The following is a 21,489-nucleotide window of genomic DNA, read 5'->3' as shown; positions in this document are numbered from 1 at the left end:
TCAGGAGAGCCGGCGGACCACGTAGGCAGAGCCGCGGTCCGCCGGCTCCTCACCGACGTACTCCTGTCCCCGCATCTCGCACCACGCGGGGATGTCGAGCCGGGCCGCCTCGTCGTCGGACAGCACCCGCACCGTGCCCCCGACCGGCACGTCCCCGAAGACCTTCGCCAGCTCGATGACGGGAATCGGACACCGCTTGCCGAGCGCGTCCACGACGAGCGCCTCGCCCCGCACATCCGCCACCGGCGCGGACGTGGGCGCCCCGAGCTTCTCCCGCACCCCGGCCACCGCCCCCGGCAGCACGGCGAGGAACCGCTCCACGTCCTCCTCGGCCACCCCCGCCGGCAACGAAACCCGCACGTTCCCCTCACTCAGCACCCCCATCGCCTTCAGCACATGGCTGGGCGTCAGCGTGCTGCTGGTGCAGGAGGACCCGGACGAGACGGAGAACCCCTCCCGGTCCAACTCGTGCAGCAGCGCCTCCCCGTCGACATAGAGGCAGGAGAAGGTGACGATCCCGGGCAGCCGCCGCTCCGGATCCCCGACGACCTCCACATCCGGGACGACGGCCCCCACCCGGGCCCGGATCCGCGCCGTCAGCTCCCGCAGCCGCACCGCCTCGGCCGCCGTCTCCGCCCGCACCGCCCGCAGCGATGCCGCCGCGGCCACGATCGCCGGAATGTTCTCGAACCCGGCCGCCCGCCCCGACTCCCGCTCGTCCACGGGCCCTTGGACGGCGAACCGCACCCCCTTGCGCACCGCGAGCACCCCCACCCCGGACGGGCCGCCCCACTTGTGCGCGCTCGCCGTCAGCACCGACCAGGGCCCTTCCACCGGCCCCCAGCCGAGCGACTGCGCCGCGTCCACCAGCAGCGGCACCCCCGCCTCCCGGCACAGCTCGGCCACGGCCGCCACCGGCTGCTCGGTCCCCACCTCGTGGTTGGCCGACTGGAGACAGGCGAGCGCGGTGTCCGACCGCAGGGCGTCGGCGTACGACTCGACGGCGACCGCACCGGTCCGGAGCACCGGCACCCGGGTCACCGCCCCGTCCTCCGCCTCGAACGCCTCGGCCGAATGGAGTACCGAGGAGTGTTCGACGGCCGACACGATCAGGTGACGCCCGACCCGCCGCCGTCCGGTCAACGCCCCCGCGATGCCCGAGTGCACGGCCCGCGTCCCCGAGGACGTGAACACCAGCTCGTCCGGCCGGCAGCCCACGGCCTCGGCCGCCGCCTCCCGCGCCGCGTCCAGCAACATCCGCGCCCGCCGCCCCTCCCTGTACAGCCGGGCCGGATCCGCCCACCCTTCGTCGAGCGAGGCCAACAGGGCCTGACGGGCGACGGGATGGAGCGGGGCAGCGGAAGCAGCGTCGAAGTAGGCCACACCGCAACGTTAGACGTGGGGGAGCTGCGAAGAGGCGCGGGACCGTTTCGATCCGCGGCTGCGCCGCGTGGGCGCGAAAGGCCCCCACCGTCCCGCACTCGCCGCACAACCCGCATTGACGAGCTATTAGGCACTATCAGGCGCCCGTCAACACCCCTTCGGGGTGACCCGCGGCGCGTATGCCACCCTCCCCGCGACCCCCCGGAGGGCGTCGGCTAGGGTTTGGTCCGCATAAACATCCAAACCCCTGCCCGACGCAGGGCGGCGACCGACCCGCGAGAAGGCAGGCCGCAGCCAACCGCGCGGGCGAGACTCTCGGGAAGGCGCTACGTGAGTCCCAACGGCTCCGACCGCTCGCCGCGGCGCCCGATGCGGCGGAAGCTGCTGCAGGCAATGACCGCGGGCCTGGTCCTGGCGACCGCCACCGGTTGCACATACAAGGACTTCCCCCGCCTTGGTATGCCCACCCCGGTCACAGAAGAGGCTCCGCGGATCCTCTCCCTGTGGCAGGGCTCCTGGGCTGCCGCGCTGGCCACCGGCGTGCTGGTGTGGGGCCTGATCCTGTGGAGTGCTTTCTTCCACCGGCGCAGCCGCACGAAGATCGAAGTTCCTCCGCAGACCCGGTACAACATGCCCATCGAGGCGCTGTACACGGTGGTCCCGATCATCATCGTCTCGGTGTTGTTCTACTTCACCGCCCGCGACGAGTCGAAGCTGCTGAGCCTCGACAAGAAGCCCGACGTCACGGTCAACGTGGTCGGCTTCCAGTGGAGCTGGTGCTTCAACTACATCGCAGACGTCGAAGGTTCCGACGGGAACGCGAAGACCGACAAGAACCTGGCCGCGATCCCGGACCGGTTCAAGACGGACTTCCCGGACAACGCGGGCGGCGTCTACACCTGCGGCACCCCCGGTGAGCGGAACCCGCAGACCAACAACCCGGGCCCGACCCTCTGGCTCCCCGAGGGCAAGACGGTCCGCTTCGTCCTCACCTCGCGTGACGTCATCCACTCCTTCTGGGTGGTGCCGTTCCTCATGAAGCAGGACGTCATCCCGGGCCACACCAACTCCTTCCAGGTGACCCCCAACAAGGAGGGCACCTTCCTGGGCAAGTGCGCCGAGCTCTGCGGCGTCGACCACTCCCGGATGCTCTTCAACGTGAAGGTCGTCTCCCAGGAGCGCTACGAGCAGCACCTCAAGGACCTCGTGAAGAAGGGGCAGACCGGTTACGTTCCCGCGGGCATCGAGCAGACGAGCCACGAGAAGAACCGGGAGACGAACAACCTGTGAGCATCCTCAACGAACCCCAGGGTGCCGCGGCAGCTGAAGACTCCTACGAGAATGAGCTGCCGGTCCGGCGCAAGCAGCCCGGCAATGTCGTGGTCAAGTGGATGACGACCACCGACCACAAGACCATCGGTACGTTGTACCTGGTCACGTCGTTCGCGTTCTTCTGTGTCGGCGGCGTCATGGCGCTCATCATGCGCGCCGAGCTCGCCCGACCGGGCCTGCAGATCATGTCGAACGAGCAGTTCAACCAGGCGTTCACGATGCACGGCACGATCATGCTGCTGATGTTCGCGACGCCGCTGTTCGCCGGCTTCACGAACTGGATCATGCCGCTCCAGATCGGTGCGCCGGACGTCGCCTTCCCGCGACTGAACATGTTCGCCTACTGGCTGTACCTGTTCGGCTCGCTCATCGCCGTCGCGGGCTTCCTCACCCCGCAGGGTGCCGCCGACTTCGGCTGGTTCGCCTACGCCCCGCTGTCCGACGCGGTCCACTCGCCGGGCATCGGCGGCGACCTGTGGATCATGGGTCTGGCCTTCTCCGGCTTCGGCACCATCCTCGGCTCGGTCAACTTCATCACCACGATCATCTGCATGCGCGCACCGGGCATGACCATGTTCCGCATGCCGATCTTCACCTGGAACGTGCTGCTGACCGGTGTCCTGGTCCTGCTGGCCTTCCCGGTCCTCGCGGCCGCGCTGTTCGCCCTGGAGGCGGACCGCAAGTTCGGCGCCCATGTCTTCGACGCCGCCAACGGCGGCGCGTTGCTGTGGCAACACCTCTTCTGGTTCTTCGGCCATCCAGAGGTGTACATCATCGCCCTACCGTTCTTCGGCATCATCTCCGAAGTGATCCCGGTGTTCTCCCGCAAGCCGATGTTCGGGTACATGGGTCTGATCGCCGCGACCATCTCGATCGCCGGTCTGTCCGTGACGGTGTGGGCGCACCACATGTACGTCACCGGTGGCGTGTTGCTTCCGTTCTTCTCCTTCATGACGTTCCTCATCGCCGTGCCGACGGGCGTGAAGTTCTTCAACTGGATCGGAACGATGTGGAAGGGCTCGCTGTCCTTCGAGACACCGATGCTGTGGGCGACGGGCTTCCTCATCACCTTCACCTTCGGTGGTCTGACCGGCGTCATCCTGGCCTCGCCGCCGATGGACTTCCACGTGTCCGACTCGTACTTCGTGGTGGCGCACTTCCACTACGTCGTCTTCGGCACCGTCGTCTTCGCGATGTTCTCCGGCTTCCACTTCTGGTGGCCGAAGTTCACCGGCAAGATGCTCGACGAGCGCCTCGGCAAGATGACCTTCTGGACGCTGTTCATCGGCTTCCACGGCACCTTCCTGGTCCAGCACTGGCTGGGCGCCGAGGGCATGCCGCGTCGGTACGCCGACTACCTGGCGGCCGACGGCTTCACCGCCCTGAACACGATCTCGACGATCAGCTCGTTCGTCCTCGGTCTGTCCGTCCTGCCGTTCTTCTACAACGTGTGGAAGACCGCCAAGTACGGCAAGCCGGTCGGCGTCGACGACCCGTGGGGCTACGGCCGCTCCCTGGAGTGGGCCACCTCCTGCCCGCCGCCGCGTCACAACTTCCTCACCCTGCCACGGATCCGCAGTGAATCCCCGGCGTTCGACCTGCACCACCCGGAGATCGCCGCGCTCGAGCAGCTGGAGCACGCCGGACACGGCGCCAGCTCCATCTCGGGCAGCAAGGAGGCCGGCAAGTGAAGATCCAGGGCAAGATGTTCGTCTGGCTGAGCGTCTTCCTCCTCGTCATGGCGACCGTCTACGGCGTCTGGTCGAAGGAGCCGGCCGGCACCACGGCCCTCTTCCTGGCCTTCGGCCTGAGCATCATGGTCGGCTTCTACCTGGGCTTCACCGCCCGGCGGGTCGACGCGGGCGCTCAGGACAACAAGGAGGCGGACGTCGCGGACGGCGCCGGCGAGCTGGGCTTCTTCAGCCCGCACAGCTGGCAGCCGCTGTCGCTCGGCATCGGCGGCGCCATGGCCTTCCTGGGCGTCGCGGTGGGCTGGTGGCTGCTGTACTTCTCCGTGCCGCTGATCCTCATCGGCCTGTGGGGCTGGGTCTTCGAGTACTACCACGGTGAGAACCGCACCCAGTAGCACGCGATGAACGCGGCGTGAGCCCGGACACTCCGTCAGGAGGGTCCGGGCTCACGCTTTTGCCGTAACAAGCGTCCTCCATCCGTGTCACTCAGCGCGCCGTGGTTGACGTGGCTCCCTAGCGTGAAGTCATGAGCCACCAACCCCGCCCCCGCACCGTCGTCGGCTGCACCCTGCTGGTGATCGCCCTGGGCGCGGTCGCAAGCGCCTGCGGCTCGGACGGCAACCCCCTCTCCGCGCGCCCCTACGACGCGACGGACCAGATCTCCTTCAACGGCCTCCAGGGCGACGGGAAGAAGGTCGACCCGGACAAGCCCCTGGAGGTCACCGCCGAGGACGACGACCGCATCACGGACGTCACCGCGGTGGACGGCACAGGCCGCTACGTCGCGGGCGAACTCTCCGCCGACGGCAGCCGCTGGCACAGCACCGAGCCGCTGGCCGCAGGCGTCCACTACACGGTCCGCGTGAGCACCGAGGACGACGACGGCGCACCCGGCCGCCGGGTCCTCACCTTCGACACCGGCAAACCCACCACGAAGAAGCGCCTGACGGTCGCGTTCGGCCCCGACGCCGGCGAGTACGGCGTCGGCCAGCCCGTCACCGCCAAGCTGGACCAGCCCGTCAAGGACCCCGCCCAGCGGGCCGTCGTCGAACGGGCCCTCAAGGTCGACTCCACGCCCTTTGTGCAGGGCGGCTGGCACTGGGTGGACGACAAGGAACTCCACTACCGCCCCAAGGACTACTGGCCCGCCCACGCCACTCTTCGGGTGCACAGCAACCTGGACGGCATCAAGATCGGCGACCGTCTGTGGGGCGGCACCACGAAGGACCTCAAGCTCACGATCGGCGACCGGGTCGTCGCCGTCACGGACGCGTCCTCGCACTCCATGACGGTCTTCAGGAACAACAAGGAGATCAACCAGATCCCCGTCACCACCGGAAAGCCCGGCTTCGAGACGCGCAACGGCGTCAAGGTCGTCCTGGGCAAGGAGTACTACGTACGGATGCGCGGCACCACCGTGGGCATCGCCGAGGGCTCCTCGGACTCCTACGACCTGCCCGTCTACTACGCCACGCGCGTCACCTGGAGCGGCGAGTACGTCCACGCCGCCCCCTGGTCCGTGGGCTCCCAGGGCTACGAGAACGTCAGCCACGGCTGCACGGGCATGAGCACGTCCAACGCCGCGTGGTTCTTCGAGAACATCCGCGCCGGTGACGTCGTCCAGGTCGTCCACAGCAACGGCAACACGATGGAAGCCTTCGGCAACGGCTTCGGCGACTGGAACCTGGACTGGACCAAGTGGACCAAGGGCAGCGCCCTGACCGGCGCCAAGCAGGAAACCCGACAGCAAACGGGGCGACTCAACCCGGCGCCGGTGTAGGTGCCGTCAGGGGCGCGGGGCTGTGACATGTGCGGCTCCGCCGCGGGCGCGACAGGCCACAACAGGCCCTCAGGCGCCGTGGAACCCTGCGCCCCCGCCCCTCAGGCGCTCTGCTGAAGCCTCTTCTGCCGCAACAAGGAAGCAAGCGCCGAGGCGAACTCGACGGGCTCCACGGGCAACGTCACAGCCGCGTCGGCCCGACTCCACGTGGCGAGCCACGCGTCCTGAGGCCGTCCGATGAGTACGAGCACCGGCGGACACTGGAACACCTCGTCCTTGACCTGCCGGCACAACCCCATGCCCCCCATCGGCACGGCCTCCCCGTCGAAGACGCAGACGTCGATCCCGCCCTTGTCCAGCTCCATGACGGCCGCGGCCTGCGTCGCGCACTCCACGAACTCCACCACAGGGGCGTCCGGTGCGGGCCTGCGCCCCGTCGCGAGCCGCACCTGCTCGCGGGTGTTGGAGTCGTCGCTGTAGACCAGCACCGTGGCGGTCGCCTGCATGCTTCCTCCGTGACATCAGCGTCGTACGGACAGAACCGATGCCGCGGATGCTACTCCCTTGAACACCTCGTCAACACCGCTTGGAACACCACTTCGATGGGCCATACGGGCAGTACACACGGTGCGAACACTCCGAACGGCACCCCCCGGAGTGAGGGCGGGATAAGGGACCGACATAATGTCGGTCGTGGCGACAGCAACGACAGTAGAAACCGGGCACGCGCACCCGTCGGTCAATCGGCCGAACCTCACCAGCGTCGGAACCATCATCTGGCTGAGTTCCGAGCTGATGTTCTTCGCGGCCCTCTTCGCGATGTACTTCACCCTGCGATCGGTGACGGGGCCTGATCACTGGAAGGAAATGGCCGAGTCCCTGAACTTCCCGTTCTCGGCCACCAACACCACGATCCTGGTGCTCTCCTCCCTCACCTGCCAGCTCGGCGTCTTCGCCGCCGAGCGCGGTGATGTGAAGAAGCTCCGGATGTGGTTCATCGTCACCTTCATCATGGGTGCGATCTTCATCGGTGGGCAGATCTTCGAGTACACGGAGCTGGTGAAGAAGGACGGGCTCTCGCTCTCCTCCGACCCGTACGGCTCGGTGTTCTACCTGACCACCGGCTTCCACGGCATGCACGTGACGGGCGGCCTCATCGCCTTCCTGTTCGTTCTCGGGCGCACCTACGCGGCCAAGAGGTTCACCCACGAGCAGGCGACAGCGGCCATCGTCGTGTCCTACTACTGGCACTTCGTCGATGTCGTCTGGATCGGCCTCTTCGCCACGATCTACATGATCAAGTAGCCGGGGCCCGCTCCCGCACATCCCAAGCATCGACGCAGAAGATCCTGACACCGGGGTAATCCGTGAAAAAGCTCTCCGCACGACGACGCCATCCGCTGGCGGCGCTCGTCGTCCTACTCCTCGCGCTGGCATGCACAGGGGGGCTGTACGCCGTGTTCGCGCCTGCGAGCAAGGCGCAGGCAGACGACACCGCCCAGTCCCTCACCATCGACGAGGGCAAGAAGCTCTACGCCGTAGGCTGCGCCAGCTGCCACGGCACCGGCGGTCAGGGCAGCTCCGACGGTCCGAGCCTGGTCGGCGTGGGCGCCGCGGCCGTCGACTTCCAGGTCGGTACCGGCCGCATGCCGGCGGCGACCTCCCAGGGCGCCCAGGTGCCCGCGAAGAAGAACATCTACACGCAGGCCGAGATCGACCAGCTCGCCGCGTACATCTCCTCGCTCGGCGCCGGCCCGTCCGTCCCGACCGAGGCCGAGTACGGCCCGGGGGGCGCGGACATCGCCAAGGGCGGCGAGCTGTTCCGCACCAACTGCGCGCAGTGCCACAACTTCACCGGCAAGGGCGGTGCCCTCACCAAGGGCAAGTACGCCCCGACCCTCGAGGACGTGGACCCGAAGCACATCTACGAGGCCATGCAGACCGGCCCGCAGAACATGCCCTCCTTCCCCGACACCACGCTGTCGGAGCAGAACAAGAAGGACATCATCGCGTACCTGCACGCGGTCAACAGCGACGAGACGAACAACCCCGGTGGTCTGGAGCTGGGCGGCCTCGGGCCGGTCAGTGAGGGCCTGTTCTCCTGGATCTTCGGCCTCGGCGCCCTGATCGCGGTCGCCGTCTGGGTCGCCGCTCGGACCGCAAAGGCCAAGAAGTCATGAGTAGCCAAGACATTCCAGAAGAGAACCTGCCTGCTGAGCAGTCCGCAGGACACATCGAGCATGGGCACGGTACGGCCGTAGGCGTCGCGGACGAGAAGAACCCGTTCGCCGACCCCGGGCTGCCGCCGCACGAGCACCGGATCCAGGACATCGACGAGCGGGCCGCCAAGCGGTCCGAGCGTGCGGTCGCCTTCCTGTTCACGCTGTCGATGCTCGCCACGGTCGGCTTCATCGCCTCGTACGTGGCGATCCCCGCCGACAAGTCGATCTTCGTGTTCCCGATCGGCCACCTCAGCGCGCTGAACTTCGCGCTGGGTCTGACGCTGGGCACGGCGCTGTTCACCATCGGCGCCGGCGCGGTCCACTGGGCCCGCACCCTGATGTCGGACGTGGAGGTCGCCGACGAGCGGCACGCGATCGCGGCCGACCCCGAGGTCCGTGCCAAGGTCCACGCGGACTTCAGGCAGGGCGCCAAGGAGTCCGCGTTCGGCCGTCGCAAGCTGATCCGCAACACGCTGTTCGGCGCGGTGGCCCTGGTGCCGCTCTCCGGTGTCGTGCTGCTGCGCGACCTCGGCCCGCTGCCCGAGGACAAGCTGCGGCACACGCTGTGGGCCAAGGGCAAGCTGCTCGTCAACATGAACACGAACGAGCCGCTGCGTCCCTCGGACGTCGCCGTCGGTTCGCTCACCTTCGCCAAGCCCGACGGCCTGGAGGAGCACGACGAGGACTTCCAGAACGAGATCGCCAAGGCGGCCCTGATGATCGTCCGGCTCCAGCCGGACAACATCAAGGACAAGCGCGAGCTCGAGTGGTCGCACGAGGGCATCGTGGCGTACTCGAAGATCTGCACCCACGTCGGTTGCCCGATCTCCCTGTACGAGCAGCAGACGCACCACGTGCTGTGCCCCTGCCACCAGTCCACCTTCGACCTCTCCGACGGTGCCCGAGTGATCTTCGGCCCGGCCGGTCACGCCCTGCCGCAGCTGCGCATCGGCGTGAACGACGAGGGCTACCTCGAGGCGCTCGGCGACTTCGAAGAGCCCGTCGGTCCTGCTTTCTGGGAGCGCGGATGAGCACCACAGAGACCCCCGAGACCCGCGAACGCGGGAAGGCACCGGCCGGCGAGCGCATCGCCGACTGGGCCGACGGCCGGCTGGGGATCTACTCCCTGGCCAAGGCCAACATGCGCAAGATCTTCCCCGACCACTGGTCGTTCATGTTGGGCGAAGTGTGCATGTACAGCTTCATCATCATCATCCTGACGGGTGTGTACCTGACGCTGTTCTTCCACCCGTCGATGAACGAGGTGGAGTACCACGGCAGCTACGTCCCGCTTCAGGGGCAGCTGATGTCCGAGGCGTTCAGCTCGACCCTGCACATCTCCTTCGACGTGCGCGGCGGTCTGCTCATCCGGCAGATCCACCACTGGGCGGCGCTGATCTTCCTCGCCGGCATGTTCGTGCACATGATGCGCGTGTTCTTCACGGGTGCGTTCCGCAAGCCGCGTGAGGTCAACTGGCTGTTCGGCTTCCTGCTGTTCGTCCTGGGCATGTTCACCGGCTTCACCGGTTACTCGCTCCCGGACGACCTGCTCTCCGGCACCGGTGTCCGCTTCACGCAGGGCGCGATCCTGTCGATGCCGATCGTCGGCACGTACATCTCGATGTTCCTGTTCGGCGGGGAGTTCCCGGGCCACGACTTCGTGGCGCGGTTCTACTCGATCCACATCCTGCTGCTGCCGGGCATCATGCTCGGCCTGATGGTGGCGCACCTGATCCTGGTCTTCTACCACAAGCACACGCAGTTCGCGGGCCCCGGCAAGAGCAACAAGAACGTCGTCGGCATGCCGCTGCTGCCGGTGTACATGGCGAAGGCCGGAGGCTTCTTCTTCCTGGTCTTCGGTGTCATCGCGGCCATCGCGGCCATCGCGCAGATCAACCCGATCTGGGCCATGGGCCCCTACCGCCCGGACCAGGTGTCGACCGGCGCCCAGCCCGACTGGTACATGGGCTTCGCCGAGGGTCTCATCCGCTTCATGCCGGGCTGGGAGATCAACCTCTGGGGTCACACGCTCGTCCTGGGCGTGTTCATCCCGCTGGTCCTCTTCGGTGTGGTCCTCGGCGCGCTGGCGGCCTACCCGTTCATCGAGTCCTGGATCACCGGCGACAAGCGCGAGCACCACATCCTGGACCGCCCGCGCAACGCGCCGACCCGTACGGCGCTGGGCGTCGCCTGGGTCACGATGTACATGATCACGCTGGTCGGCGGTGGCAACGACCTGTGGGCCACCCACTTCAACCTGTCGATCAACTCGATCACCTGGTTCGTGCGGATCTTCTTCTTCGTCGGACCGGTCATCGCGTACATCCTCACCAAGCGGATCTGCCTCGGCCTGCAGCGCCGCGACCGGGACAAGGTGCTGCACGGTCGCGAGACCGGCACCATCAAGCGCCTGCCGCACGGTGAGTTCATCGAGATCCACGAGCCGCTCAGCCAGGAGCAGCTGCACACCCTCACCGCGCACGAGCAGTACGCGCCGGCCGCGATCGGCGCCACCGTCGACGAGAACGGCGTCGAGCGCAAGGTGACGGGCAAGGAGAAGCTCCGCGCCAAGATCAGCGAGGCGTACTTCGGCGAGGACCAGCAGATCCCGAAGCCGACTGTCGAGGAGTACAAGGAGATCACGAGCGGCCACGGCCACCACTGATCATCAGGCGTCGCCACGCCAGAGCAAAGGGCCCCGTCCGGTCTTCGGACGGGGCCCTTTGCCGTGCCCACGGGCTGGATAGGGTGGGGCTCACATCGTTCTGAACGACACACGACGACACACGCAGGAGCGGCTATGAGCGCTGTGACCCCCGCTGGAGGCGACACCGCGGCGGGCCGTTCCTGGCCCGAGGTGCTGAACGGCCTGCTGTACGGCCAGGACCAGGGCGCCGACGCCACGTTCTGGGCGCTGGACAGGATCATGCGCGGCGAGGCGACCGACGCGCAGATCGCCGGGTTCGTGGTGGCGCTGCGGGCCAAGGGCGAGACCGTCGAGGAGATCAACGGGCTCGTCCGGGCGATGTACGAGCACGCCAACCTGATCGAGGTGCCGGGGCGGACCGTCGACATCGTCGGCACGGGCGGTGACGGCGCGAAGACGGTCAACATCTCCACGATGTCGGCGATCGTCGTCGCCGGCGCGGGCGCCACGGTCGTCAAGCACGGCAACCGGGCCGCGTCCTCCGCGTCCGGAGCCTCGGACGTCCTGGAGAAGCTCGGTGTCAATCTGGAGCTGACCCCGGGGCGGGTGGCCGAGGTGGCCCAGGAGGCCGGGATCACCTTCTGCTTCGCGATCAAGTTCCACCCGGCGCTGCGCCATGTGGGCGCCGCGCGCGGCCAGTTGGGCATTCGCACGGTGTTCAACGTGCTCGGCCCGCTGACCAACCCCGCGAGGGTGCGCAGCCAGGCGGTCGGGGTCGCGGACCCGCGCATGGCGCCGGTCGTCGCGGGCGTCTTCGCCGAGCGCGGCAACTCCTCCCTGGTCTTCCGGGGCGACGACGGCCTGGACGAGCTGACCACGACGGCCACCTCCCACGTGTGGGTCGTGCGCGACGGCAAGGTCACCGAGGAGACCTTCGACCCGCGTGACGTCGGGCTCGACCTGGTTCCGGTGGAGGCTCTGCGGGGCGGGGACCCGTCGTACAACGCGGAGGTGGCCCGCCGTCTCCTGGAGGGCGAGACGGGCCCGGTGCGGGACGCCGTCCTGCTGAACTCGGCGGCGGCGCTCGTGGCGCTCGACCCGGGTACCGGGACGCTGGCCGAGCAGCTCCGGGCCGGCATGGACCGGGCGGCCGAGTCGATCGACTCCGGAGCGGCCAAGCGGTCCCTGGAGCGCTGGGTGGCCGCCAGCAACGCGTGACCGTCGGTGGCGGGGTCCCGCGATCCGGACACGGGTTGCGGGACCGCGATCACTTCACGTACGTTTTTGCACCAGGTCATGAGTGACAGTCATGAGGCCCCGGCCGACTGTCCGGCAACCCTCCGTCCGTGGCGGGGTGCCCCGGGTGAAGACCAGGCCGTAGGCAGTGAGGTCTACGGCAAGCGCGGGCCCCTCTCGAAACCAGGGGTCCTGGTCGTTCGAGGGAGCCTTCCGTGAGCAAGCGAATGCGATAGGGCGTAGAGCCCCGCCTCCGCGTACCCCGTTTCGCCTTCCTCCGTGCTGGAGCCACACCCGCTCGCACGGCGGTTACCCCTTTCCTCTCACGGGAGTTCCCCATGTCTGTCTCCACCACGGCCGTCGCCCAGACCGTTTGTGCCCCGCTGCCCGTTCTGGGACGGGATGTCACCGTCCCGCTCGTGACCGGCGGCGAGGTCACCTACGCGGCGCTGGACTACGCGGCCAGCACCCCGGCCCTCCAGCGCGTCTGGGACGACGTGGCGGCCTACGCCCCGTACTACGGCAGCGTCCACCGAGGGGCCGGCTACCTCTCCCAGCTGTCCACGGACCTCTTCGAGAACGCCCGCAGGACGGTCACCGAGTTCCTCGACTGCCGCTCCGACGACCAGCTGATCTTCACCCGCTCGACGACGGACTCCCTCAACCTGCTGGCGCGGGCCCTCCCCGCCGACTGCCAGGTCTTCGTCTTCGAGACCGAGCACCACGCCTCGCTGCTGCCCTGGCAGGACGCCCGGGTCACCTGCCTCGACGCCCCGCGCACCCCGCGCCAGGCCGTCGAGACCCTGGAGCGCGCCCTCGCCGAGCGCGACCCGTACGGCCCGGCCCTGGTCTGCGTGACCGGCGCCTCGAACGTCACCGGCGAGCTGTGGCCGGTACGGGAGCTCGCGGCGGCCGCCCATGCGCACGGCGCCCGCATCGTGCTGGACGCCGCCCAGCTGGCCCCGCACCACCCGGTCTCCGTCCGTGACCTGGACGTCGACTGGATCGCCTTCTCCGGCCACAAGCTGTACGCCCCCTTCGGCTCCGGCGTCCTGGCCGGCCGCGCCGACTGGCTGGTCGCGGCCGACCCGTACCTCGCGGGCGGCGGCGCCAGCCGCAAGGTGACGCGGAGCGAGGACGGGGGAGTGGACGTGGAGTGGCACGAGGGCGCGGCCCGCCACGAGGCCGGCTCCCCGAACGTGATCGGCGCCTACTCCATCGCCTCGGCGTGCAAGGCGCTGACGGAGGCGGGCTTCGACACGCTGGTGGCCCGCGAGCGGTACCTGATCGAGAAGGTGCGCACCGGCCTCGCCGAGGTCCCGGGGGTGCGGATCCTGTCGCTGTTCGGCGACGACGCCCCGCGGGTCGGCGTGATCTCCTTCGTCGTCGAGGGCTGGAACAGCTCCCACTTCGCCGCGGCTCTCTCCGCCGAGTACGGCATCGGCGTCCGCGACGGCCTCTTCTGCGCCCACCCGCTGGTCCGCACCCTCCTGGGTGGCGACCCGCAGACCCCGGGCGAGTGCGGCGCCCCCGAGGCGGCCCCCGGAGAGAAGTCCCTCAACGCGATCCGGGTGAGCTTCGGCGCCGGCACCCCCGACGAGCACGTGGAGCGCTTCGTCAACGCGGTACGGGAACTGGTGGCCGACGGCGCGCGGTGGCAGTACCGGACGGAGGACGGCCGCTGCGTCCCGGCGGTGTAGGCGGTTGCCGCGCCGGAGGCGGTGTTCGGTCGGTCAGGAGTCCAGCCCGATGGCGAACGCCGCCTCCAGGTCGTGCTGCGAGTAGGTGCGGAAGGCGACGTGGGTGTCCGTCGCCTCCACCCCGGGAATCTTGCTGATGCTGCCGGGGATGACCTCCGCGAGGTCCTCGTGCTGCTTCACCCGCACCATGGCGATCAGGTCGTAGGTCCCCGTGACGGAGAAGACCTCGCTCACGGATTCCAGCGAGGCGATCCGCTCGGCGATCTCGGGGATCCGGTCCACGCTGGTCTTGATGAGGACGATCGCGGTGATCACGGCTGGTTCTCTCCCTCGGGGGCCGGAGCTGGGGCTCTCACCCTACTCGCGGTCCAGTCGGCCCGTTTTCTCTGCCGGAGGTCCGGTCCGCGGCGGAGCCGCTGTCGGATGCCGCGTCCCCCGGGAAGGCGCAGCGGTCGCCCGCCCGTCTCCCACCACCGCCCTTCCAAGGCCGCCCTTCGGGCCCTTCTTGTCTCCGAAGCGGGCCCACGCGTAGACGAGCCCCAGGCCGAAGCCCACCATGTGCGCCAGATACGCCACCCCCGGCCCCTGGGCGGCCTGCCGCGCCGCCACCCACTGGAGGGCCGCCCAGAAGGGCAGTACGACCCACGCGGGGAAGCGCAGCGGCAGGAAGAACAGGAACGGCAGGAGACTGGTCACCCGCGCTCGGGGAAACAGGTACAGAAACGCGCCGAGGACCGCGGAGATCGCCCCGGAGGCGCCGACCAGGGACTGCGAGGAGTCGGCGTTGGCGGCGGCGTAGCCCAGCAGGGCCAGGTAGCCGCAGCCGAGGTAGAAGAGCGTGAACTCGACGCGGCCCATCCGGTCCTCGGTCATCGCCCCGAAGACGTACAGGAACAGCATGTTGCCCAGCAGGTGCACCCAGCTGCCGTGCACGAAGAGAGCCGTGACGGGGGTCAGGGCCGCCCGCGCCGAGCCCTGGAAGAGTTCGGCGGGCACGACACCCCAGCGGCGGAAATAGGACCGTTGCGCGGCCAGCAGTTCGTCACCGGAGCCGTACGCCGGATCGAGGCCCGAGGCCGGGCCGATCACGAAGATCAGACAGCACAGGGTGATCAGTCCGTAGGTCACCGGCGCCGAGGGGGTGCGGAGGGCTCTGCGGACGGTTCCGCTCCAGTTGCCGATCATGAAAACAGAGCATGTCGTAATGGGGCGCATCGGCACAGATCGCCTCGCCGCCGTGGACGGACGGGCGGCGAGTACCCGCCAGGCCGTAGGGTTACGAGCCACATGTACGGGGGAGCCTCCGGCCCGACCCGGACACTGGTGGCACGACGGAAGCACCACACTAGAAGGAAGCGGAAAGTCACGATGACGGTTCCCCTGCCGACCGCCACGACGCGGTGGCGCTGCACGCTCTGCGGCAACCTCACGCGGTTCGACGTGACGCGCTCGTCGAAGGTCGTCGAGTACGTGCACCTCGACCTCGCGGGCGAGCCGGAGGTCGAGGAGCGCGAGGTGGTCAATGAGACCATCGAGTCGGTGCGGTGCCGCTGGTGCAACGCCGTGGACCAGGTGGAACTCGTCGATCGGCCGGGCGCCGGCTCCTGACGGGAGGCGGCCCCGCACAGGTATTGGGGTGTGACGGATGGTGGAGAGCGCAGGCGGGGGGCCGGGCGACGGCGCCGCCGAGATGCTCGACCGTCCGCTGCCGGACGGCGTGCGGCGCAGGGTCGTCACGATCGTCTCCGACGGCTTCGGCGGGCTGACCGTCGGCGAACTGCCCGCCCAGTTGCGGCAGTACGCCCGGTTCGCGCCGAACCGGCGGGCCAAGTTCGCGGGCAACGCGATGGCGGCCGCGCTGGAGACCGATCCGCTCTTCCGGCAACGCATCGCCGAGAAGTTCAGAGAGACCCAGCCGGAACTCTCCGGCGCCCTCGACTCCGGCTCGCCGACCCCGGCCGCGGACCCGCTCGACGTGGCGGCCGCGGCCTATGTGCTGCGGCCCACGGGCTGGGTGAAGCTGGTCACCGCGGCCGGCGAGGAGGCCCAGCGGGCGGACGCCGAACGCGCCGACGAGGAGACCCGGGCCGAGCTGGAGCGGCTGCGCGAGGAGCTCGACCGGGCCCGTGAGCAGACCCGGGCGGAGACCGAGCGGCTGCGAGCAGAACTGGACGCGGCGAAGAAGGAGGCCGAATCGCTTCACCGCAAGCTGCGTTCGGCCCTCAGCGACGTCAAGCGCGGCGAGGCCGCGCTGCGCAAGGCGCAGGGCGAGATGGAGACCCTGCGTGCCGAGGGGCAGACCCAGGTGTCCGCCGCCGAGAGCGAGAGCCGGCGGCTCAAGGCGCGGCTCGGCGAGGTGGAGGCCACCCTGGAGGCAACCCGGCGGGCGGCCCGCGAGGGCCGCAGCGTCGAGGACATGCGGGTGCGGCTGCTGCTGGACACCGTGCTCGACGCTACCCAGGGGCTGCGGAGGGAACTGGCGCTGCCGCCGGTGTCGGTGCGGCCGGCGGAGACCGTCGACGCGGTCGAGCCGGGCCGGATGACCCCGAAGGACATCGCCGCCCGCGCCCTGTCCGAGCATGATCCGGCCATTCTCGACCAGCTCCTCGCGCTGCCCCAGGCGCATCTCGTCGTCGACGGCTACAACGTCACCAAGACCGGCTATCCGCAGATGCCGCTGGAGAAGCAGCGGCTCAGGCTGCTCGGGCAGCTCTCGCAGCTCGCCGCGCAGACCGGCGCCGAGGTCACCTGCGTCTTCGACGGGGCCGAACTCGCCGCTCCGGTGCTGCTGGCGCCGCCGCGCGGGGTGCGGGTGCTGTTCTCCAAGCCGGGTGTCACGGCCGACGAGCTGATCCGTCAGCTGGTGCGGGCCGAGCCGCCCGGTCGGCCGGTCATCGTCGCCTCCACCGACCGTGAGGTGGCCGACGGGGTCGCGAAGGCGGGCGCCCGGCCGGTGGCTTCCGCGGTACTTCTGAAGCGACTGTCCTGAAGGTCGAAGTTGCTGGTTTAATGCCTGAATTGGCCTAATCGTCACGCAACGTAGTGTCAATCGCAGATCACCGCACGTGAGTTGTGTGAAAAAACTGCGGTGCGTGATGAGTTTTTTCGTCTGAGGATTTGAACTGATCACGGCGAGGTCACTAAGGTCGGGGCTCGAATCTCCACACGGGTGATCACTCAAAAGAAGGAGCCCGTCTCCGTGGCGTCCCACCGTCGACCGAAGCAGCCGAGTCGTGCGCGCGTGACCGTGCTGACCACCGCAGCCGCCGCTGCCGTCGTACTGAGCTCGCAGGCCGCCAACGCGGCGCCCAGTGAGAAGCTCAGCAAGGACGAGGTCAAGGCCAAGGTCGACAAGCTCTACGAAGAGCAGGAGCAGGCCACCGAGAAGCTCAACGGGGCCGAGGAGAAGCAGGAGAAGCTCCAGAAGGAGATCTCCACCATCCAGGACAACGTGGCCCGGGGGCAGGCGGATCTCAACGAGCTGCGCGACTCCATGGGTCTGGCGGCCGCCGCCCAGTACCGCACCGGGTCCATAGATTCCTCCCTGCAGCTCCTCCTCTCCTCGAACCCGGACGACTTCCTGGACAAGGCGTCGGCCGCCGACCAGCTGAGCGCCCAGCAGGTCGAGGCGCTGAAGAAGATCCAGGAGAAGCAGCGCGAGCTCGCCCAGGAGCGCGCCGAGGCCGCCGGCAAGCTCAAGGACCTCGCCTCGACCCGCACCGAACTGGCCAAGCAGAAGAAGACGGTGCAGGCCAAGCTCACCGAGGCGCGCAAGCTCCTCAACACGCTGACGGCCAAGGAGAGGGCGGACCTCGCCGCCGCCGACGCCCGCGCCAGCCGGGACTCCGGTGGGCGTGTCGACCTCGGCGACGCCCCCACCGGCTCCGGCCGGGCCATGGCCGCCTTCCAGGCCGCGCAGAGCCAGCTCGGCAAGCCCTACTACTACGGCGCCACCGGCACCGCCTCGTACGACTGCTCGGGCCTCACCTCCTGGGCCTACGCGCAGGCCGGTGTCGGTATCCCGCGGACCTCGCAGGCGCAGGCCAACATCGGGACGCGCATCTACTCGCAGAGCGACCTCAAGGTCGGCGACCTGGTGTTCTTCTTCAGCGACCTGCACCACGTCGGTCTGTACGCGGGCAACGGCCAGATCATCCACGCCCCGCGCACCGGGACCGTCGTGCGCTACGAGTCGATGAGCACGATCGGCGGACCGTTCATGTTCGGCGTCCGGGTCTGATCCACTCCGGGATCAGTCGCTGATCAACTTCAAGATCAGGACATCACCCCGCCCGAACGGGCGAATCATGACGACGGGAAGTGACCCCACGCCCCGCCGGTGACCTGCGTCAGCGGCGGGGCGTCACTGTGTGTGCGCGTCGACGTCTTTGGCCGACCCCCCGCCGCGGGGCTAGCATCGCCGCGTCCTTCGACGGAAGTTGTCGGACCTACCGCCGGACGGGCGGAAAGTCACGCCTGCGGAGGCCACGTAAGACCAGCCCTCATGGGTCGGCGGCGGCCTGTGAAACAGGAACCCGTGGTGGCATCGCGAAGCGGTGCGGACCAGAATCTCCTGCCCTCGGGCTGGAGAGGGCGTCAATGTCTGCCGCGTTTCCCCCGGCCCGGGGGAGACCGGTGGCGTCCGCCAATTGGAAGGAGCGCGGCTTCCCGTGGGGTCCCATCGCCGCCTTGCACAGTCCGGGTTCGACCGGGGCGCCGTGAGCGCCCTGAGCGTGCTGTCCGTCGCGGCCGCCGCACTCGGCGCCGTACCGGCCACGGCCGCGCCGCACGACCACACCCGCGCCGAGGTGGACCGTCTCTACGAGGAGGTCGAGAAAGCCACCGAGGCCTACAACAAGGCCGACGAACGCGCCGGCACACTCCGCAAACAGGTTGGCAACGCCCAGGACCACATCGCCCGCCAGCAGGAGCGCATCAACGGCCTGCGCGAGCAGCTCGGTTCGCTGGCCGGCGCCCAGTACCGCTCCGGCGGCCTCGACCCCTCCCTGGCGCTGCTGTTCTCCGACGACCCGGAGGACTACCTCGACAAGGCGTCCGTCCTGGACCGGATCACCACCCACCAGGCCGGTGAACTCAGCGAACTCCAGGGCGCCATGCGCGAGCTCGCCCAGGAGCGCGCCGAGGCCGCCCGCAAGCTCGCCGAGCTGGAGAAGAGCCGCAAGGCCGTCGCGAGCCACAAGCGGACCGTGGAGCAGAAGCTCGCCAGGGCACGGCAGTTGCTCAACTCCCTGCCGTCCGCGGACCGCGCCGCCTACGACCGGGCCTCCCGCTCCGGCCGCGAGGGCATGCCCGACCTCTCCGGTGCCGTCCCGGCGTCCGGCCGCGCGGCCGCCGCCCTGGCCGCCGTCCGCTCCGCGCTCGGCAGACCGTACGTCTGGGGCGCCAACGGCCCCTCCGGCTTCGACTGTTCGGGCCTCATGCAGTGGTCGTACGCGCACGCCGGCGTCTCCCTGCCGCGCACCTCGCAGGCCCAGGCGCACGCCGGGCGACGGGTCCCGCTGTCCCAGGCCCGGCCCGGCGACATCGTCACCTACCGCTCCGACGCCAGCCATGTCGGCATGTACGTCGGCAACGGCCAGGTCATCCACGCCCCCCACCCGGGCGCGCCCGTGCGCTACGACCCGGTCGGGATGATGCCGGTCTCCTCCGTCACCAGGCCCTGACCGCGGCTCGCGCGGGGCCGCCACCGTACGATCGGGAGGATGGCTGGTCGAAGGCGGGCGCGCGGATCCCCGGTACCGGGGCTCTGGCTGCTGCTCGCCTCGCTGTTCGTCTCCCTGGTCGCCTGCGGCGGGCGCCCCGCGACGGACGGCGCGAAGGCCGATGTGCAGCGGGTTCTCGACCGGCGGGCCGCCGCGGTCCTCGGCCATGACGAGAGCGCCTACGCGGCCACCGGCACCGCGGCCGGGTACGCCGCCGTGCGGGCCGTCCCGTTGGCGGCGTGGTCGTACCGCGTGACGGCCGTCCACCGGGACGGCGACTCCGCCACCGCCGACGCCGAGCTGAGCTATCGGGTCGACGGCTACGACAGGGCCCCGGTGATCGCGAACCGCACCCTGAGCCTGACCCGGGACGGGGACGGGCAGTGGTCGGTGATCTCCGAGAAGCCCGCGGAGAAGACCGGCGAGCAGCTGTGGGACCAGGGCACGGTGAGCGTCGTCCGGGGAACGCACAGCCTGGTGCTGGGGGTCGGACAGTCCGGCGAACGCCTGCGGTCCTTCGCGGATCTGGCCGACGACGCCGTCCCGGCGGTGTCGGCGGCCTGGGGTACCGACTGGGCCGGGCGCGTCGTCGTCCTCGTACCGAACTCGCTGGAGGGCATGGCGGGGCTGCTCGGCTCGCCCGCCTCCTCCTATCGGGGGATCGCCGCGGTGACGACGGGCGAGACGGGCGGCGGGTCGAAGGCGCCCGCGGACCGGGTCATCGTCAACCCCGACGCGTACGGCATGCTCGGCCGGGTCGGACGGCAGGTGGTCCTCACCCACGAGACCACCCATGTCGCCACCCGCGCCCACACCAACGCCGCCACCCCGCTGTGGCTGTCCGAGGGCTACGCCGACTGGGTCGGCTACCGCGACACCGGCCGCACCCCCGCCGAGGCCGCCCCGGAGCTCCAGCACGCCGTCACCGGCGGGACCGTCCCGGCGGCGCTGCCCACCGACGGCGACTTCGGCTTCTCCGGTGACGCGAGCCGGCTGGCCACGGCGTACGAGGGCGGCTGGCTGGCCTGCCGGATGATCGCCGCGCGGTGGGGCGAGGTGAAGCTGGACGCGTTCTACCGGGCCGTGGGGGAGTACAAGGAGCGGCCGGGGGCGGTGGAGGGCGCGCTGAAGAGCGTGCTGGGCACGTCCCTGCCGCGGTTCACGGCGGACTGGCGGGCGTATCTGCGGGATCAGCTCGCCTGAGTCAGCACCTCGATGGCCTCCCTGAGCCACGCCCGCTCGGCCTCGCCCGTCGCCCGCGCGACCCGCAGCATGCCCTGCCGGAACAGGTCCTCGGCCTGCTCCGCCCGCACGGGTTCGCCGTCCGCGTAGAAGAAGCTCGCGGGCGTCTGAAGGAAGTCCAGGCGGCGGCGGAGCACGGCGGTCTGCTCCCGGCGGTCGGGCAGGTGCCGCAGGAACGCGAGGACGGTGTTGAAGCGGACGTGGTCCGTGATCTCGGCCTGCCTGGGATGACGGAGCCGTTCCAGCAGGTCCTCGCGGCCCGCGTCGGTGAGGGAGAGCACCCGGCGGGGGGCCGCGCTCGCGCCGTCCGCCATGCGCTGGTCGAGCTTGCCGGCGGTGACGAGACGGGCGATCGCCGGATAGAGCGCGCCGTCGCTGACCGGGCGGACGTGACCGGTCAACGCCTTGATGCGCTCCTTCAACTCGTACCCGTGCAGGGGCTCTTCGGCGAGGAAGCCGAGGATCGACAGCTCGAGCATGGTCCTCCCTTGCGGACGCGATGACGCCATGCTACCTCTTATCGAGCTACCTCG

The 21,489-nt window shown here is 69.5% G+C and carries 20 protein-coding genes and 1 riboswitch; of the genes, 15 read left to right on the top strand and 5 right to left on the bottom strand.

What is annotated here, in order from left to right:
* A complete protein-coding gene (locus OG289_RS14995; RefSeq protein ID WP_327314506.1) occupies positions 1 to 1,383 on the bottom strand; it encodes a cysteine desulfurase/sulfurtransferase TusA family protein in 1,383 nt (460 codons plus the stop codon).
* A gap of 330 nt (positions 1,384 to 1,713) precedes the next feature.
* On the opposite strand from OG289_RS14995, the gene ctaC reads away from it, so the two are divergent.
* The 4 genes from ctaC (at position 1,714) to OG289_RS14975 (ending at position 6,186) form a co-directional block, all read left to right on the top strand.
* Positions 1,714 to 2,673 carry an aa3-type cytochrome oxidase subunit II gene (gene ctaC / locus OG289_RS14990; protein WP_327314505.1) on the top strand — a complete coding sequence of 320 codons (960 nt, stop codon included), beginning with the start codon at positions 1,714 to 1,716 and terminating at the stop codon, positions 2,671 to 2,673.
* Positions 2,670 to 4,406, top strand: coding sequence for an aa3-type cytochrome oxidase subunit I (gene ctaD, locus OG289_RS14985; protein ID WP_327314504.1), 1,737 nt, complete (start codon positions 2,670 to 2,672; stop codon positions 4,404 to 4,406). Before ctaC ends, ctaD begins: the two co-directional genes overlap by 4 nt.
* On the top strand, positions 4,403 to 4,801 hold the full coding sequence (locus tag OG289_RS14980; protein WP_327314503.1) for a cytochrome c oxidase subunit 4: 399 nt from the start codon (positions 4,403 to 4,405) through the stop codon (positions 4,799 to 4,801). Before ctaD ends, OG289_RS14980 begins: the two co-directional genes overlap by 4 nt.
* Before the next feature lie 131 nt (positions 4,802 to 4,932).
* On the top strand, positions 4,933 to 6,186 hold the full coding sequence (locus OG289_RS14975; protein ID WP_327314502.1) for a L,D-transpeptidase: 1,254 nt from the start codon (positions 4,933 to 4,935) through the stop codon (positions 6,184 to 6,186).
* 101 nt (positions 6,187 to 6,287) lie between these two features.
* Here the strand turns inward: OG289_RS14975 and OG289_RS14970 are convergent, their stop codons facing one another.
* A complete protein-coding gene (locus OG289_RS14970) occupies positions 6,288 to 6,692 on the bottom strand; it encodes a hypothetical protein (RefSeq protein ID WP_327314501.1) in 405 nt (134 codons plus the stop codon).
* 178 nt (positions 6,693 to 6,870) lie between these two features.
* Between OG289_RS14970 and ctaE the strand changes: the two genes are divergently transcribed.
* From ctaE to OG289_RS14940, 6 genes are all read left to right on the top strand, one after another.
* Positions 6,871 to 7,491, top strand: coding sequence for an aa3-type cytochrome oxidase subunit III (gene ctaE / locus OG289_RS14965; RefSeq protein WP_327314500.1), 621 nt, complete (start codon positions 6,871 to 6,873; stop codon positions 7,489 to 7,491).
* 62 nt (positions 7,492 to 7,553) lie between these two features.
* Positions 7,554 to 8,366: a cytochrome bc1 complex diheme cytochrome c subunit gene (gene qcrC, locus OG289_RS14960; protein WP_327314499.1), complete on the top strand. Its 813-nt coding sequence runs from the start codon at positions 7,554 to 7,556 to the stop codon at positions 8,364 to 8,366.
* Positions 8,363 to 9,439, top strand: coding sequence for a cytochrome bc1 complex Rieske iron-sulfur subunit (gene qcrA, locus OG289_RS14955; RefSeq protein ID WP_327314498.1), 1,077 nt, complete (start codon positions 8,363 to 8,365; stop codon positions 9,437 to 9,439). Before qcrC ends, qcrA begins: the two co-directional genes overlap by 4 nt.
* A complete protein-coding gene (qcrB, locus tag OG289_RS14950) occupies positions 9,436 to 11,073 on the top strand; it encodes a cytochrome bc1 complex cytochrome b subunit (RefSeq protein ID WP_327314497.1) in 1,638 nt (545 codons plus the stop codon). The genes qcrA and qcrB overlap by 4 nt, the downstream gene beginning before the upstream one ends.
* Positions 11,074 to 11,208: 135 nt before the next feature.
* Positions 11,209 to 12,273 carry an anthranilate phosphoribosyltransferase gene (trpD, locus tag OG289_RS14945; RefSeq protein WP_327314496.1) on the top strand — a complete coding sequence of 355 codons (1,065 nt, stop codon included), beginning with the start codon at positions 11,209 to 11,211 and terminating at the stop codon, positions 12,271 to 12,273.
* A gap of 74 nt (positions 12,274 to 12,347) precedes the next feature.
* Positions 12,348 to 12,464: riboswitch (SAM riboswitch) on the top strand.
* Positions 12,465 to 12,629: 165 nt separating this feature from the next.
* Entirely contained in the window at positions 12,630 to 13,991 is a 1,362-nt protein-coding gene (locus OG289_RS14940) for an aminotransferase class V-fold PLP-dependent enzyme (protein ID WP_327314495.1), read from the top strand.
* 33 nt (positions 13,992 to 14,024) lie between these two features.
* Here the strand turns inward: OG289_RS14940 and OG289_RS14935 are convergent, their stop codons facing one another.
* Both OG289_RS14935 and OG289_RS14930 read right to left on the bottom strand, forming a co-directional pair.
* Positions 14,025 to 14,306, bottom strand: coding sequence for an Lrp/AsnC family transcriptional regulator (locus OG289_RS14935; RefSeq protein ID WP_327314494.1), 282 nt, complete (start codon positions 14,304 to 14,306; stop codon positions 14,025 to 14,027).
* 42 nt (positions 14,307 to 14,348) lie between these two features.
* A complete protein-coding gene (locus OG289_RS14930; RefSeq protein ID WP_327314493.1) occupies positions 14,349 to 15,176 on the bottom strand; it encodes a rhomboid family intramembrane serine protease in 828 nt (275 codons plus the stop codon).
* 183 nt (positions 15,177 to 15,359) lie between these two features.
* Here OG289_RS14930 and OG289_RS14925 point away from each other — a divergent pair, with 183 nt between their 5' ends.
* From OG289_RS14925 to OG289_RS14905, 5 genes are all read left to right on the top strand, one after another.
* On the top strand, positions 15,360 to 15,599 hold the full coding sequence (locus OG289_RS14925; protein ID WP_327314492.1) for a hypothetical protein: 240 nt from the start codon (positions 15,360 to 15,362) through the stop codon (positions 15,597 to 15,599).
* Positions 15,600 to 15,636: 37 nt separating this feature from the next.
* A complete protein-coding gene (locus OG289_RS14920; RefSeq protein ID WP_327314491.1) occupies positions 15,637 to 16,980 on the top strand; it encodes an NYN domain-containing protein in 1,344 nt (447 codons plus the stop codon).
* A 210-nt stretch (positions 16,981 to 17,190) separates the two neighbouring features.
* On the top strand, positions 17,191 to 18,231 hold the full coding sequence (locus tag OG289_RS14915) for a C40 family peptidase (RefSeq protein WP_327314490.1): 1,041 nt from the start codon (positions 17,191 to 17,193) through the stop codon (positions 18,229 to 18,231).
* Between the two features lie 430 nt (positions 18,232 to 18,661).
* Positions 18,662 to 19,675 (top strand): C40 family peptidase, encoded by a 1,014-nt coding sequence (locus OG289_RS14910; RefSeq protein WP_327314489.1) that lies wholly within the window; start codon positions 18,662 to 18,664, stop codon positions 19,673 to 19,675.
* A gap of 39 nt (positions 19,676 to 19,714) precedes the next feature.
* Entirely contained in the window at positions 19,715 to 20,917 is a 1,203-nt protein-coding gene (locus tag OG289_RS14905) for a hypothetical protein (RefSeq protein WP_327314488.1), read from the top strand.
* Here the strand turns inward: OG289_RS14905 and OG289_RS14900 are convergent.
* Positions 20,905 to 21,435 (bottom strand): PadR family transcriptional regulator, encoded by a 531-nt coding sequence (locus OG289_RS14900; RefSeq protein WP_327314487.1) that lies wholly within the window; start codon positions 21,433 to 21,435, stop codon positions 20,905 to 20,907. The two genes, OG289_RS14905 and OG289_RS14900, sit on opposite strands and share 13 nt — an antisense overlap.
* Positions 21,436 to 21,489: the final 54 nt, after the last annotated feature.

The organism is Streptomyces sp. NBC_01235, from assembly GCF_035989285.1.
Classification (GTDB): Bacteria; Actinomycetota; Actinomycetes; order Streptomycetales; family Streptomycetaceae; genus Streptomyces.
Note: the sequence above shows the minus strand (reverse complement) of the source record. Positions and strands in the feature narration are given on the sequence as shown.